We start from the raw sequence: 14,628 nt of genomic DNA, 5'->3' as shown, positions 1-14,628 counted from the left end.
ACAACAACAAAAATTGCCGCTGAGTGAGCCTGATGAACATTCTCTACGACGAACGGGTCGATGGCGCGCTACCTGACGTGGACCTGCCTGCCCTGCTGCAGGCCCTGCGCAACGCCCTGCCCGATCTGGAAGTCCTGCACCGCGCCGAAGACCTCATACCCTACGAATGCGACGGCCTCTCGGCCTACCGTACAGTGCCGCTACTGGTGGTGCTGCCCGAGCGCCTGGAGCAGGTCCAAACGCTCCTCAAACTCTGCCATCAACGTAGCGTGCCGGTGGTGGCGCGCGGCGCTGGAACCGGGCTGTCGGGCGGCGCACTGCCGTTGGCCAAGGGGATCCTGCTGGTGATGGCACGGTTCAACCGTATCCTTGAGATCAATCCGCAAGGCCGTTTTGCCCGGGTCCAGCCCGGCGTGCGCAACCTGGCGATCTCCCAGGCCGCCGCCGCCCATGGCCTGTACTACGCACCCGACCCCTCCTCGCAGATCGCCTGCTCCATCGGCGGCAATGTCGCCGAGAATGCCGGCGGCGTGCACTGCCTGAAATACGGCCTGACCGTGCACAATCTGCTCAAGGTCGAAATCCTTACCGTCGAAGGCGAGCGCGTGACCCTGGGCAGCGATGCCCTCGACAGCCCAGGATTCGACCTGCTGGCCCTGTTCACCGGCTCCGAAGGCATGCTTGGCATCGTCACCGAAGTCACCGTCAAGCTGCTGCCCAAACCCCAGGTGGCGCGGGTGCTTCTGGCCAGTTTCGACAGTGTCGAGGACGCCGGCAGAGCCGTGGCTGACATCATCGCCGCCGGCATCATCCCCGGTGGCCTGGAGATGATGGACAACCTGGCGATCCGCGCCGCCGAAGACTTCATCCACGCCGGTTACCCGGTGGACGCCGCGGCGATCCTGCTGTGCGAACTGGATGGCGTCGAGGCCGATGTGCAGGACGACTGCGAGCGGGTGGCGGCCGTGTTGCAGCAAGCTGGTGCGCGCGAAGTGCGCCTGGCCTGCGACGAGGCCGAGCGCGTGCGTTTCTGGGCCGGGCGCAAGAACGCCTTCCCAGCCGTTGGACGTATTTCGCCGGACTATTACTGCATGGACGGCACCATCCCGCGCCGCGAGCTGCCGGGCGTGCTCAAGGGCATCAGCAAGCTGTCCGAAGAATATGGCCTGCGGGTGGCCAATGTGTTCCATGCCGGCGACGGCAACATGCACCCGCTGATCCTGTTCGACGCCAACCTGCCCGGTGAACTGGAGCGCGCCGAAGCGATCGGCGGGCGCATCCTCGAACTGTGCGTGGCGGTGGGCGGCAGCATCACCGGCGAGCACGGTGTCGGCCGGGAGAAGATCAACCAGATGTGCGCGCAGTTCAACAGCGACGAAATCACCCTGTTCCATGCGCTCAAGGCGGCGTTCGACCCACGAGGGTTGCTCAACCCCGGCAAGAACATTCCCACCCTGCACCGCTGCGCCGAATTCGGCGCGCTGCATGTGCACCACGGGCAACTGCCTTTCCCCGACCTGGAGCGCTTTTGATGAGCACGGATCGCGACATCAGCCAGGACCTGCTGCAGCAGGTCAACCAGGCTTTGCACCTGAACACCCCACTGCGCATCCAGGGGGGCAACAGCAAAGCGATGCTTGGCAGGCCCGTGGCCGGGGATATCGTCGATACCCGCGGCCATCGCGGCATAGTCAGCTACGACCCGACCGAACTGGTGCTCACCGCCCGCGCCGGCACACCGCTGCTGGAAATCGAGGCCGCGCTGTTCGAGGCCGGGCAGATGCTGCCGTGCGAACCACCGCACCTGGGCCCCGAAGCCACGCTCGGCGGCATGGTCGCGGCCGGGTTGTCCGGGCCGCGCCGGCCCTGGGCCGGATCGGTTCGCGACTATGTGCTCGGTACTCGGGTCATCACGGGCCATGGCAAGCTGCTGCGCTTTGGTGGCGAAGTGATGAAGAACGTTGCCGGCTACGACGTGTCGCGGCTGATGGCCGGCAGCTTTGGCTGCCTGGGTGTGCTCACCGAAGTATCGCTGAAGGTGCTGCCACGCCCGCGTGAATCCTTGAGCCTGCGCCTGCCGATGGACCGCCACCAGGCGCTGGCCGAACTGACCGAATGGGGCCAGCAGCCGCTGCCGATCAGCGCTGCGTGCCATGATGGCGATGCCCTCTGCCTTCGCCTGGAAGGCGGTGAAGGCTCGGTACAGTCGGCCCGCCAGCGCTTGGGCGGCGAGGTGCTCGAGAGCGGTTTCTGGATCGACCTGCGCGAGCAGCGCCTGGCCTTCTTCAAGGGGCCTGAACCCCTGTGGCGCGTGTCAGTGCCAATTGCGGCAGGTGAACTCGACCTGCCAGGCCGCCAACTCATCGACTGGGGCGGCGCCCAGCGCTGGCTGAAGTCGACCGCCCCCGCACGGCAGATCCGCGAGCAGGCGACCAAGGCCGGCGGCCATGTCACCGGATATGCCCCAGGCGATGCCAGTACCGCCCCGCTGCCCGCCCCGCTGATGCGCTACCACCGCGCCCTCAAGCAGCAACTCGACCCCCAGGGCGTGTTCAACCCTGGCCGGCTGTACCCGGACCTGTGAGGCCACGCCATGCAAACCAATCTGAGCGACGCCGCCAAACGCCTGGCCCGCGCCGAAGAGGCCGAAAGCATCTTGCGCTCATGCGTGCACTGCGGCTTCTGCACCGCCACCTGCCCTACCTACCAGCTGCTCGGCGATGAACTGGACGGCCCGCGTGGGCGTATTTACCTGATCAAGCAGGTGCTGGAGGGCGAGCCGGTCACTGCCAGCACCCAGTTGCACCTGGACCGCTGCCTGACCTGCCGCAACTGCGAAACCACCTGCCCGTCCGGGGTGAAATACCATGACCTGCTGGACATCGGCCGCGCTGTGGTCGAGCAACAGGTGCCCCGCCCGCTTGGCCAGCGCCTGTTGCGCCTGGGCCTACGCGCAGTGGTGCCGCGCCCAGCGCTGTTCAAGGCGTTGATCCGCAGCGGCCAGGCCCTCCGACCGATGCTGCCGGCAACGCTCGAAAGCAAGTTGCCGGCCCAGACGGCCTCCCCAGGCGAACGTCCTGCGCTGCGCCACGCACGCCGCGTGCTGCTGCTCGAAGGTTGCGTGCAGCCGGCGCTGTCGCCCAACACCAACGCCGCCGCCGCACGCTTGCTCGACCGGCTGGGAATCAGCGTGCAGCCGGCGAACGAAGCCGGTTGCTGCGGCGCGGTGGACTATCACCTCAATGCTCAAACGCGTGGGCTTGAACGCGCCCGACGCAACATCGATGCCTGGTGGCCGGCCATCGAGGCGGGCGCCGAAGCCATCGTGCAAACCGCCAGCGGCTGCGGCGCGTTCGTCCGTGATTACGGCCACTTGCTGGAAAAGGATCCGCATTACGCCGCCAAGGCCGCCCGGGTCAGCGCGCTGTCGCGTGATCTGGTGGAAGTGCTGCGCGACGAGCCGGTCGAGCAGCTGGGCCTGTGCGCCGAACAGCGTCTGGCCTTTCATTGCCCGTGCACCCTGCAGCACGCGCTCAAGCTCGGTGGCCAGGTCGAGAAGCTGCTGACCCGCCTGGGCTTCACCCTGACACCGGTCGCCGATGGGCATTTGTGCTGCGGCTCGGCCGGGACTTATTCGCTGACTCAACCCGAGCTGTCGCGGCAACTGCGCGACAACCGCCTCAACGCGTTGGAAAGTGGCAAGCCGCAAGTCATCGCCACCGCCAATATCGGCTGCCAGGCGCACCTTGCCGGTGCCGGGCGCACGCCGGTGCGGCATTGGATCGAAATCGTCGAGGCTGCCTTGAACGACAGCGCCACGCTGCATCACGGCTAATTTCGTATTTTCAGAAACTTCCTACTTGCGCGCTCGGAAACGTCTTACTTGTAGTGCTCAGCCAGCGAAAACATGATCGGCATTCGCGATTCAGAGGACGCTGCTCATGCAACCACACACCCGCTCCACTGCCGAACTGCGCAGCACGCTGCGTGAATTGTTGACCCATGAAGTCAGCAATCCGGACGAAGATCCACACCTGTCGGGGGTGCTGTTTTTTTGCGCCACCGACGAACGCACGCGGCAGTTGGTCGAGCGCATCGAGTTGCTGGCCAGTGAAGTGTTCTTCGACCCCTGTGGCCGCGCCATCGCCCAGCGCATGCGCGCGGTTGCGGTCGAAGGGGTGTGTATCAAGGAGAAGCGCAAGGCAGCGGCTGATGAGACGGTGATCCGCATTGGGCTTGGGGACAAGGGGTATATCACGGTGAGTACGGCGCGGTTTTAAGGGGGGCCGGGTGCTCGTCTTGACCCTTTTGGTGCTATTGAGACCGAGCGCCGCCCGCGCGGCGCTCGATTTCATGGGCGCCATCAACCCGACGACTAGCCCGGCAACACCCTCAATGCCCCGCCGACGCCGGCCCCGCCTTGGCGGTAAACGGCGGCTTGGCCAGCCACACCAGCAGGATCAACCCGGCAAACACCCAACCCATCAAGGTGAAATAGTCGACCGTCGACATCATGTAGGCCTGCCCATTGAGTATCTGCTCCAGCTGGGCATAGCTCTGCGGGCTCGCCCCACCCAGTTGTTCCAGCGTGTGCCGGGTAGCAGGGTCGAACGGGCTGATGTGCTCGCTCAGATAGGCATGGTGCTGCTCGGCCCGGCGAATCCAGATCCACGTAGTCAGCGACGCCGCGAAACTGCCACCCAAAGTCCGCAGGAAGGTCGCAAGCCCCGAGCCATCGGCAATCTGCTGCGGCGGCAAGTCCGACAGCAGTATGCTCAAGGTCGGCATGAAGAACAGCGCCACGCCGATGCCCATGAACAGCTGCACCAGAGCAATGTGCTGGAAGTCCACCTCGTTGGTGAAACCCGCCCGCATGAAGCAGCTTGTGCCGATCGCCAGAAACGCCAGCCCCGCCAACACCCGCAAGTCGAAGCGATGGGCATACTTGCCCACGAACGGCGACATGATCACCGGCAGCAGGCCGATTGGCGCCACCGCCAGGCCCGCCCAGGTAGCGGTGTAGCCCATTTGCGTCTGCAACCACTGCGGCAGGATCAGGTTGATGCCGAAGAACCCGGCATAACCGCCCACCAACACGATCGTGCCGATGCGGAAATTACGGTGCGCGAACAGCCGCAGGTTGACCACCGGGTGACGGTCGGTCAGTTCCCAGATGATGAAGATCGCCAGGAACACCACTGAAATCAGGCTGCCAATGATGATGAACGACGATTCGAACCAGTCCAGGTCATTGCCTTTGTCGAGCACCACCTGCAATGCACCGACGCCCACGATCAAGGTCAACAGGCCGATATAGTCCATCGGCTGGCGGCTGGTGACCACAGGCCGCGCGCGCATCTGCTGGCGCACCACGGCAGCCGCGAACAGGCCGATCGGCACGTTGATGAAAAAGATCCACGGCCAGCTGTAGCTGTCGGTGATCCAGCCACCGAGGATCGGCCCGGCAATCGGCGCCACCACCGTGACCATCGCCAGCAAGGCCAGCGCCATCCCCCGTTTGGCCGGGGGATACACTGCAATCAGCAAGGTCTGGGTCATCGGGTACAACGGCCCGGCCACCACGCCCTGCAGGATGCGGAAACCGACCAGCTCGGGCATCGACTGGGCGATGCCGCACAGGAACGACGCCAGCACGAACAGCAGCGTGGCCCAGATGAACAGCTTGACCTCACCGAAACGCCGGCTCAACCAGCCGGTCAACGGCAAGGCGATGGCGTTGCTCACCGCGAACGAGGTGATCACCCAGGTGCCCTGCTCGTAGCTCACCCCCAGGTTGCCGGAGATGGTTGGCAATGCCACGTTGGCGATGGTGGTGTCCAGCACCTGCATGAAGGTCGCCAGCGACAGGCCGATGGTGGTCAGCAGCAGGCTCGGCGGGGTGAACTGCGCCGCAGCGTTGTTGCTCATCGTTGCGCCGTCTTGCCGCTGGCGCTGTTCTGATGGATCAACCGTGCGATCAGGTCGTCAGCCTCGACCAGCTGGCGGTCGTACACCTGGGTGGTGTAACTGGCCTGTTGCGGCGGCTGCTGGGCCAGGGCCGGGCCGCTCTGGTCATGCAAGTCGACCTCGACCACAGTGGACAGGCCGATGCGCAGCGGGTGGTCCTTGAGCTGGTCGGCGCTGAGGTGGATACGCACCGGTACGCGCTGGACGATCTTGATCCAGTTGCCGGTGGCATTCTGTGCCGGTAGCAAGGCGAACGCGCTGCCGGTACCGGCGCCAAGGCTGTCGACCGTGCCGCTGTATTTGACTTCGCTGCCGTACAGGTCGGCGCTGATGTCCACCGGCTGGCCGATGCGCATGTCGCGCAGCTGGGTTTCCTTGAAGTTGGCGTCGATCCACACCTCGTCCAGCGGGATCACCGCCATGGTCGCGGTGCCCGGCTGCAGGCGCTGGCCGAGCTGCACAGTACGTTTGGCAACGTAACCGGTGACCGGCGCCACCAGGGTGGTACGGGCGTGGTCGAGGTAGGCCTGGCGCAGGTCGGCGGCAGCGGCCATGACTTCGGGGTGCGAAGAAACCACGGTGTCGTCGACCAGCGCGCTGCTGGTGTTGAGCTGCTGGCGGGCGCTGTTGACGGCGGCCTGGGCCACGGTCAGGTCATCGCGGGCATGGGAAATTTCTTCTGCGGCAATCGCGCCGCTGTCGGCCAGCACCTTGCGCCGGTTGTAGTTCTGCTGGGCTTTCTGCAGCTCGGCCTGGCGCGTCTGCAGTTGAGCCTTGAGCGAGTCGACGTTGCTGTACAGCCCGCGCACCTGGCGCACGGTCCTGGCAAGCTTGGCTTCGGCGGCCTGAAGGGCCACCTCGCTGTCGGCCGGGTCGAACTGCAGCAACACCTGGCCGGCGTGCACCAGGTCGCCGTCATCGGCACCGATGCTGGTGACGGTGCCGGTCACCAGTGGGGTGATTTCCACCACGTTGCCGTTGACATAGGCATCGTCGGTGCTTTCATGCCAGCGCCCGATCAGGCTGTACCAGGCCCACGCGCCAGCACCGGCGAGCAGCACCAACAGCAGCAGGCCGAGCAGCCAGACCTTGCGCTTGCGCGACGACTGCTGTGTTTCGGGGGGAGTTGTGGTGTCTGCGGGAGTGGCCATGACAATACCTTGGAAAATGCGTAACAGGGTTCAACGATCGCCGAAGCGGCGGATCGTCAGGGGGTCGCCGGCAGCGAGCAGAACCTTGGCCAGCAGGCCTTCGAGGGTCTTCAGTTCGTCGGGCTGGAGCACGCCGACCAATTCGTTCATCGCCGCTGCGCCAATCTCCGGCAACCGATCGGCCAGGCGCTGACCATCGGCGGTCAGGGCCAGTCGTACTTGGCGGCGGTCATCGGCGCAGCGGTTGCGCAGAATCAATCCCTTCTGCTCGAGGCGGTCGAGCATGCGGGTCATCGATCCGCTGTCCAGGCCCAGGTAGCGGCACAGTTCGGCCGGGGTATCCACCTGATACTGAGTGACGATGATCAGCACCTTGAACTGCGCGGCGGTGACGCCCTCGGATTCAAGATGCCAGTCGAGAATGCGGTCCTTGAGGATCGCCGCGCGGCCGAGCAACATGCCGATGGCGCAGGACTGGAAGTTTTCCGGGGTGAAGTGAGACATCGGCGTCGGCTCGGGCAATTGTGTAAAAATATTACTGCCTAGGCAGTAAATGTCAAAGCTTTCATTAGGTGGCTACGCAAATTTTCATGAATAATCGCGGCGCGAAGGGTTCTCAAACGTGGAAAATTGCTCGAGTAACTGACGAAAAAGCTACATAACTGATAGTCATTCGCCATTACCTCGGTTCTCTGGAGGCCTTTGCAAAGGTAGAATGTGCAAAACCTGGAGCCGCAATGAACCAAGACCGCCTCGACCCCACCCCAGACGATGCCATCACCGACGCCGCTGCGCATTGGTGCATGCGCCTGCACGCCGACGATTGCACGGCGTACGAGCGCGAGGCGTTCGCCCGTTGGCTGGCAGCGGACAAGCGGCATGGCGATGAATACCAGGCAATGCTGGAGATCTGGCAAACCGCCGACTTGCTGCCACGCAACGCCGCGGTCATTGATTTCAACCCACCGGTGCGCGCTCCCGCTCGGCGACGCCAGTGGCGGCCGCACGCCGTCGCTGCGGCCATTGCCCTGCTGGCAGCGCCGCTGGCAGGCTGGGTGGGCTGGGAGCAGGGCTGGCTGCCGAACCACTACCAGCACTTCGAGGCAGGTGACCGGGTGCAGACCGTGCAGTTGAGCGACGGCAGCTCGGTGGAGCTCAACCTCAACACCGAATTGACCTACCTCAACTACAAGGACCAACGCCAGGTCACGCTCAAGCGAGGCGAAGCGTTCTTCAAGGTCGAGCACGACAGCGAGCACCCGTTCATCGTCCGCGCAGGCCACGGCCAGACCCGCGTTACCGGCACCCAATTCAACGTGTGGAAGTACCAGGACCAGGTCAAGGTCACGTTGGTGCAAGGTTCGGTACTGGTCAGCAGCAATGGCAACAGTGGCGGTTATCGCCTCGGCCCGGGCATGCAGGCCAGTTATGGCCTCGGCGACTTCGAGCCGCACCTGGCCGAAAGCGACGATTACGCCAATAGCCTGGCCTGGCGCAGTGGCAAGCTGGTGCTCGACAACCTCAGCCTCGACCAGGCCCTGCCGGTGATCAACCGCTACCTCGATGCCCCCCTGCTGCTGGCCGATGCCAGCACCGGGCGCATCCGCCTCAGCGGCATCTACAACACGCGGGAAGTCGCGCGCCTGGTGGACAACCTGCCCAAGGTGTTGCCCGTCTACCTGACCCGCAGCAAGGACGGCAGCACCGTCCTCAACCGCATCTCGCCGCCGCCCGAAAAGGGCTGACGCTTTAGAGTGTCATCGCTGCCAACCAGCCGAAGGCCAGCAACGGCAGGTTGTAGTGGATGAAGGTCGGTACCACGGTGTCCCAGATGTGGTGATGCTGACCATCGACATTGAGCCCCGAGGTGGGCCCCAAGGTCGAGTCCGATGCTGGCGACCCTGCGTCGCCCAAGGCGCCAGCGGTGCCGACGATGCACACCGTGGCTACCGGGTCGAAGCCCAGTTGCACGCACAGCGGCACGAAGATCGCCGCCAGGATCGGCACTGTCGAAAACGACGAACCGATGCCCATGGTCACCAGCAACCCCACCAACAGCATCAGCAAGGCACCGATGCCCTTGCTGTGGTCGATCCATTGCGCTGATGTTTCCACCAGGCTCTGGACCTCGCCAGTGGCTTTCATCACGTCGGCAAAACCCGAAGCGGCGATCATGATGAAGCCGATCATGGCCATCATCTTCATGCCTTCGGTGAACAGATCGTCAGTGTCTTTCCAACGCACGATGCCCGACAGCGAGAAGATCAGGAACCCGACCATCGCGCCGATGATCATCGAATCCAGCCATAGCTGGACGATGAATGCCGAGGCGATCGCCAGCCCCGCCACCAGCAGGGTCAGCGGGTTGTACTGCACGCTCACCTGCTCGACCTGTTCGATGCGCGCCAGGTCGTAGTCACGCTTCTTGCGATAGCTGACGAACACCGCCAGCAACAGCCCGGCCAGCATGCCGGCGGCCGGAATGGCCATGGCGTGGGTGACGTTGACGCCACTGATGTCGACGCCCGCGCGGGCGACGTTGGCCAGCAGGATTTCGTTGAGGAAAATGTTGCCAAAGCCCACCGGCAAGAACATGTACGGCGTGATCAGGCCAAAGGTGATCACGCAGGCGATCAGCCGCCGGTCGATGCGCAGGCGGGTCAGCACGTACAGCAGCGGCGGCACCAGCAGCGGGATGAAGGCGATGTGGATGGGCAGGATATTCTGCGACGACACCGCCACTACCAGCATCAGGCCGATCAGCAGCCATTTGACCTTGCCGCCATTGGCGTGGCCCTGGCGGTCGATCATGGCCAGCGCACGGTCGGCCAATGCGTGAGCCAGGCCAGACTTGGCGATGGCCACGGCGAAGGCGCCGAGCAAGGCGTACGACAACGCCACCGTGGCACCGCCACCCAGGCCGCCGTTGAAGGCTTTGAGCGTGCCTTCGATGCCCAAGCCACCGACCAGGCCACCGACCAGGGCACCGATGATCAGGGCGATGACCACGTGCACCCGCGACAGGCTGAGTATCAGCATGATGCCGACTGCGGCAATCACTGCATTCATGGATTGGCTTACCTCTAGTAGCTGCGGACAAAAACCGCGCACTCTGCAGCAGACGCGGGCAGATGTCAAAAGCGCCAGGGTGCGGCGGATTACGCAGACAGGAAATTTAAATTGAATGTTTGAATAAAGAAAAAAAGGGCGGGGCCGATATAGCGGTGGCTCAAGGGCGCTTGGCTTGAGATTTGTAGGGCGTTTGAGATCGAGCGCCGCCCGCGCGGCGCATCGCGGATGAATCCGCTCCTACAGGGTGGACTGCTCCCCATCGGTGAAACCCAAAGCCAAGCCCCCAAAAAAAGCCAAACCCTTACCGCCAGAAAAAGGGATTCCCCCTCATGCCTTTGCGCCAACTCTCCATCCAGTGGAAGATCACCCTGCTCGCCGGTTTGTGCCTGGCCGGCATCGTCAGCCTGCTCGTCGGCCTTTCCCTGTACCGCATGGACCACAGCTCAGACCTGGTCAAGGCCAGCAGCATGCAGATGCTCAGCGAGGCAGCGCAGGCGCGCATCGAGTCGCAAGGCGAGGTTCAGGCGCTGAACATCCGCCGTCAGTTCATGGATGCTTACCAGTACGGCGCAGGCTTCGCCCGCCAGGTGCTGTTCCTGCGCGAACAGGCGGAAAAACGCTACCTGGACGCGTTCGACCTGCGTGAAGACATGACCCGCCAGGTCCGCGCCGCCCTGCAGGCCAACCCCGACCTGCTGGGCCTGTCGCTGGTGTTCGAGCCCAATGCACTGGACAGCAAGGACAGCCTGTTCACCGGCCAGGCAGAACTGGGCAGCAACGAAACCGGGCGCTTCGCCCTGTATTGGTCGCAACCACGCGCCGGCCAGCTGACGGCCATGGCCCTGCCCGAGCACGACATGGCCAATACCGAGATCGGCCCCAGCGGCCAGCCCGCCAACACCTGGTGGGTGTGCCCGCGCAGCAGCGGCAAAGTCTGCGTGGTAGAGCCGTACTTCTATGACATCGACGGCCAGCGCGTGCTGATGACCAGCATCGTGTTCCCGCTGGCGGTCAACGGCAAGATCATCGCCACGCTGTCCATCGACATCAACCTCAACAGCCTGCAGGCCCTGAGCCAGGACGCCAGCCGCAGCCTGTACGAGGGCCGCACCACGGTGGGTATTCTCAGCCCCGTCGGCCTGTTGGCCGGCTACAGCGCCGACGCCAGCAAGCTGGCCCAGCGCTTCGACCAGGTCGACCCGTCCAAGGGCGCCGAACTGATTCGCACCCTGGCCGAAGGCAAATTGAGCGTGCACCATGACCAGCAACGCCTGAAGGTGCTCGCCGCCTTCCAGCCGATCCCCGGCGCGCAACCCTGGGGCGTGCTGCTGGACGTGCCGGAAAACGCCCTGACCGGGCCGGCCGAGGCACTGAAACAGGAGCTGGATGCCCTCAACACCAGCGGCACCCTGCTGGAGCTGGGCCTGGGCCTGGCCGCAGCCATCGTCGGCCTGTTGCTGGTGTGGCTGATGGCTCGTGGCGTGACCCGGCCAATCCTCGGCGTGGCAGCGATGCTCAAGGACATCGCCAGCGGCGATGGCGATCTGACCCGCCGCCTGACCTATGACAAACGCGACGAACTCGGCGAATTGGCCGGCTGGTTCAACCGCTTCCTGGACAAACTGCAACCGACCATCGCCGAGGTCAAACGCTCGGTACAGGCCGCACGCGGCACCGCCGATCAGTCTTCGGCGATTGCCACGCAAACCAGCGCAGGCATGGAGCAGCAGTACCGCCAGGTCGACCAGGTGGCCACCGCCTCCCACGAAATGAGCGCCACCGCCCAGGACGTCGCCCGTAGCGCCTCGCAGGCCGCCCAGGCTGCACGCGATGCCGACCAGGCCACCCGCGAAGGCCTCGCGGTGATCGACCGCACCACCCGCAGCATCGATGCCCTGGCCGCCGACATGAGCAGCGCCATGGCCGAAGTCGAAGGCCTGGCGCAGAACAGCGAGAAGATCGGCTCGGTGCTCGAGGTGATTCGCTCGATCGCCGAGCAGACCAACCTGCTGGCGCTCAACGCCGCCATCGAAGCGGCCCGTGCCGGCGAGGCCGGGCGTGGTTTCGCCGTGGTCGCCGACGAGGTGCGCAACCTGGCCCAACGCACCCAGGAGTCGGTGGAAGAAACCCGCCAAGTCATCGAAGCCTTGCAAGCGGGTACCCGCGAAGTGGTCGGCGCCATGGACAACAGTCACCGCCAGGCCCAAGGTGGCGTGGAACACGTCGGCCAGGCGGTCACCGCACTGCAGCGCATCGGCCAGGCCGTGACCGTGATTTCCGACATGAACCTGCAGATCGCTTCGGCCGCCGAGGAACAGAGCGCGGTGGCCGAAGAGATCAACAGCAACGTCGCGACCATCCGCGATGTGACCGAATCGTTGTCGGGTCAGGCCAACGAATCGGCACGGGTCAGCCAGTCGTTGAACAGCCTGGCCAACCAGCAGCAGGCGTTGATGGACCAGTTCAGGGTTTAATCTTGCGCGGCGCACTCGTCGCCACAGGCCCCATCATCCGGCAGGTGGAAACGGCCAGCCAGGAGAATGCTGTCGAGCAACATCAGGGCGCCCAGGACGTTGGGACGGGCGCCCATCGGCAAGCGTTCGGTATCAGGCAGCGTGGCGTCCTTGTATCCCGACTGCATCAGCAGCAAGTGCATCTGGTCGGCATTCAGATAGAGGTGGTGCTGCTCCATGGCGTACGACTGAATCAGCGCCATGGCGCCGGTCACCAACGGCGTCGCGCTGGAGGTGCCGCTGTAGTCGTCGCGGTAGTCGCGGTTGTCGTCGTCCTTGTTCTGCAGCGTACCTTTGCCCAGCGTAGCCACGCTGTCACCCCAGGCATTGAGCATGCGGTAGCGGTAGTTGTAGTTGGAGTACTGGTGCGCTTTGCCATCCCAGGAATGACAGGCGCCCACCAGAATCGCGCCGGCATCCCCGTGGTCGTCGAACAAGCGCCACTGTGACAGATCGACTCCATAGTCCTTGAGGGTGCCCGCCTCGGGGGCAGAGCGGGTAGTACCATTGCATGCCGCATTGAGCACCACAGCGCCGCGCTCGGTCAGCGCACGGCAGACATCCCACCAGAGCTTATCGTGCAGGGAGGGCAAAAGGGTCCCTAACGCATTGATATTGGCCGTCTGCCGATTGATGGCAACGATATCGCCAGCCCGCGTGTAGGCGAGCAGTTTTTTCAGCGTTTGCGAGTAACCTCGGGCATCGACGGCCCGATTTTCGTACAAGAAGAGTTCTGCCGCATGACAGACGCCAGTCATGCCAACGCCATCGTCACGGGCCAACAACACGCCAACCGACGCCGTACCGTGATCGGGATTGTTGCCCACCAGGGGTGGAATGACTTTCAACTTCGGGTTGCCACGCAGGTCTTCATGGTTGGCGCGCAGACCACCATCCGAGAAATGCACCCGCGCGCCCCTGCCCTTTACACCGGCCTCCCAGGCCTTGCGAATATTCAGGCCTTTGTCCCTGGCTCCGGGTGCATTCAAGTAACGTTGGTGTGCTTCCAGGTTCGGCGTGGGTTTGGCCTCTTCATTGGCATCGGTGCCGAGCACATAAGCCGTACCCGTCAGCAGTGTCGCAATGATCGCCGCACCGGCCAGCAGCAGATTGCCCTGGTCCAGTTGGGGCGGAACAAACGCTGTGGCTTCTATGTAATCCAGTGCCTCCAGGGTCTGGATGAAGGCGACGAAGGTGTCGTTGAGCATGCTCTGAGGCTGCTCGATCCAGTAATGGTTGGCGAGTATCTGCAAGTGCGGATCCTCCCGCTCCTGTGGCTCCAGAAACGGCTGTGGCTCGATCACGTTCTGAAGGCCAGGCCAGTACCTGGCCAGCACCGAAGCGGAATCAGGCTGCAGATCAGCCGTGAATCGCGCGTAACCATCATCACTGAACGTCACGATCAACGCAGGATAACGCTGGCCTTCAGGCCGATAAGGGAACGCGCTCGCTGCGCGGACCGATCGCTTGCGTCGCGTGCCTCCCGCAGCCAGCGGCACATCGACGAGCAGGCGCCGAGTCAACTCGCCATGGCTGATGTCCAGGGTCAGCGGCCCTGGACGATAGGTCGCGTCTGCATCGGGGCCCAAGTCCAGCTTGAGGATTTCGCTGTCCACCAGGGTGACCTGGGGCCGGATCCTGTAGCTGCCCGCCTGCGGATCACAGCTCAGGGTGGCGGGGCAGCCATGGTTGGCGACGCTGCCGCTGGTCACCTGCGAAGGCACGGTAAGGCTGTCGAGGGGGGTCACACCGTCGGCCTCCATGCGCTCCAGCTGGTAGTGAATGGACTTGACCTTGGGCAAGTCATCACCACCGCAGCGCACATGTATATGCCCATCGAAGGTGAAGTTGCGGTAGTACACGAAGTCCAGATTCAAATTCATCCTTTAGTCCTTTCATTTCATTCGGCCCGGTACTTCGAGCGA

Annotated in this window: 11 protein-coding genes and 1 pseudogene; 7 read left to right on the top strand and 5 right to left on the bottom strand. The window is 64.0% G+C overall.

Translation table 11 applies throughout. The annotated features are described in order from the left end of the window. Window positions 1–32: 32 nt before the first annotated feature. The 4 genes from glcD (at window position 33) to ACIPZF_RS01955 (ending at window position 4,280) form a co-directional block, all read left to right on the top strand. Entirely contained in the window at window positions 33–1,532 is a 1,500-nt protein-coding gene (glcD, locus tag ACIPZF_RS01970) for a glycolate oxidase subunit GlcD (protein ID WP_400794703.1), read from the top strand. Next, the gene (glcE, locus tag ACIPZF_RS01965; protein ID WP_400794702.1) at window positions 1,532–2,584 is read left to right on the top strand and encodes a glycolate oxidase subunit GlcE; all 1,053 of its coding nucleotides are present in this window, start codon (window positions 1,532–1,534) and stop codon (window positions 2,582–2,584) included. Before glcD ends, glcE begins: the two co-directional genes overlap by 1 nt. A gap of 9 nt (window positions 2,585–2,593) precedes the next feature. Beyond that, complete coding sequence (glcF, locus tag ACIPZF_RS01960) at window positions 2,594–3,835, top strand: glycolate oxidase subunit GlcF (RefSeq protein WP_400794701.1); 1,242 nt, start codon at window positions 2,594–2,596, stop codon at window positions 3,833–3,835. Window positions 3,836–3,941: 106 nt separating this feature from the next. Next, window positions 3,942–4,280 (top strand): hypothetical protein, encoded by a 339-nt coding sequence (locus tag ACIPZF_RS01955; protein WP_400794700.1) that lies wholly within the window; start codon window positions 3,942–3,944, stop codon window positions 4,278–4,280. Window positions 4,281–4,392: 112 nt separating this feature from the next. Here the strand turns inward: ACIPZF_RS01955 and ACIPZF_RS01950 are convergent, their stop codons facing one another. From ACIPZF_RS01950 to ACIPZF_RS01940, 3 genes are read right to left on the bottom strand one after another with little or no spacing between them, the layout of a single operon-like run. Beyond that, a complete protein-coding gene (locus tag ACIPZF_RS01950; protein ID WP_400794699.1) occupies window positions 4,393–5,928 on the bottom strand; it encodes a DHA2 family efflux MFS transporter permease subunit in 1,536 nt (511 codons plus the stop codon). Further along, complete coding sequence (locus tag ACIPZF_RS01945; protein WP_400794697.1) at window positions 5,925–7,118, bottom strand: HlyD family efflux transporter periplasmic adaptor subunit; 1,194 nt, start codon at window positions 7,116–7,118, stop codon at window positions 5,925–5,927. Before ACIPZF_RS01945 ends, ACIPZF_RS01950 begins: the two co-directional genes overlap by 4 nt. Before the next feature lie 30 nt (window positions 7,119–7,148). Continuing rightward, entirely contained in the window at window positions 7,149–7,622 is a 474-nt protein-coding gene (locus tag ACIPZF_RS01940; RefSeq protein ID WP_400794695.1) for a MarR family winged helix-turn-helix transcriptional regulator, read from the bottom strand. Window positions 7,623–7,855: 233 nt separating this feature from the next. Between ACIPZF_RS01940 and ACIPZF_RS01935 the strand changes: the two genes are divergently transcribed. After that, a complete protein-coding gene (locus ACIPZF_RS01935; RefSeq protein ID WP_400794693.1) occupies window positions 7,856–8,863 on the top strand; it encodes a FecR family protein in 1,008 nt (335 codons plus the stop codon). Between the two features lie 4 nt (window positions 8,864–8,867). Here the strand turns inward: ACIPZF_RS01935 and ACIPZF_RS01930 are convergent, their stop codons facing one another. Continuing rightward, complete coding sequence (locus ACIPZF_RS01930; RefSeq protein WP_400794691.1) at window positions 8,868–10,187, bottom strand: Na+/H+ antiporter family protein; 1,320 nt, start codon at window positions 10,185–10,187, stop codon at window positions 8,868–8,870. A gap of 332 nt (window positions 10,188–10,519) precedes the next feature. Here ACIPZF_RS01930 and ACIPZF_RS01925 point away from each other — a divergent pair. Continuing rightward, window positions 10,520–11,806 (top strand): annotated as a pseudogene (locus ACIPZF_RS01925) (HAMP domain-containing protein); the annotation flags it as partial. Window positions 11,807–11,908: 102 nt separating this feature from the next. After that, window positions 11,909–12,664, top strand: coding sequence for a methyl-accepting chemotaxis protein (locus ACIPZF_RS01920; RefSeq protein WP_400795016.1), 756 nt, complete (start codon window positions 11,909–11,911; stop codon window positions 12,662–12,664). On the opposite strand, the gene ACIPZF_RS01915 is transcribed toward ACIPZF_RS01920, so the two are convergent. Further along, window positions 12,661–14,586 (bottom strand): S8 family serine peptidase, encoded by a 1,926-nt coding sequence (locus ACIPZF_RS01915; protein WP_400794690.1) that lies wholly within the window; start codon window positions 14,584–14,586, stop codon window positions 12,661–12,663. The two genes, ACIPZF_RS01920 and ACIPZF_RS01915, sit on opposite strands and share 4 nt — an antisense overlap. Window positions 14,587–14,628: the final 42 nt, after the last annotated feature.

It is taken from the genome of Pseudomonas sp. NPDC089752, from assembly GCF_044748725.1.
GTDB lineage: Bacteria > Pseudomonadota > Gammaproteobacteria > Pseudomonadales > Pseudomonadaceae > Aquipseudomonas.
Note: the sequence above shows the minus strand (reverse complement) of the source record. Positions and strands in the feature narration are given on the sequence as shown.

Coding starts and splice junctions, on each gene's coding strand:
- ACIPZF_RS01945 (WP_400794697.1), bottom strand. CDS start 7,118: ATGGCCACTCCCGCAGACACCACAACTCCCCCCGAAACACAGCAGTCG.
- ACIPZF_RS01955 (WP_400794700.1), top strand. CDS start 3,942: ATGCAACCACACACCCGCTCCACTGCCGAACTGCGCAGCACGCTGCGT.
- glcF (WP_400794701.1), top strand. CDS start 2,594: ATGCAAACCAATCTGAGCGACGCCGCCAAACGCCTGGCCCGCGCCGAA.
- ACIPZF_RS01920 (WP_400795016.1), top strand. CDS start 11,909: ATGGAGCAGCAGTACCGCCAGGTCGACCAGGTGGCCACCGCCTCCCAC.
- glcE (WP_400794702.1), top strand. CDS start 1,532: ATGAGCACGGATCGCGACATCAGCCAGGACCTGCTGCAGCAGGTCAAC.
- ACIPZF_RS01915 (WP_400794690.1), bottom strand. CDS start 14,586: ATGAATTTGAATCTGGACTTCGTGTACTACCGCAACTTCACCTTCGAT.
- ACIPZF_RS01930 (WP_400794691.1), bottom strand. CDS start 10,187: ATGAATGCAGTGATTGCCGCAGTCGGCATCATGCTGATACTCAGCCTG.
- ACIPZF_RS01935 (WP_400794693.1), top strand. CDS start 7,856: ATGAACCAAGACCGCCTCGACCCCACCCCAGACGATGCCATCACCGAC.
- ACIPZF_RS01940 (WP_400794695.1), bottom strand. CDS start 7,622: ATGTCTCACTTCACCCCGGAAAACTTCCAGTCCTGCGCCATCGGCATG.
- glcD (WP_400794703.1), top strand. CDS start 33: ATGAACATTCTCTACGACGAACGGGTCGATGGCGCGCTACCTGACGTG.
- ACIPZF_RS01950 (WP_400794699.1), bottom strand. CDS start 5,928: ATGAGCAACAACGCTGCGGCGCAGTTCACCCCGCCGAGCCTGCTGCTG.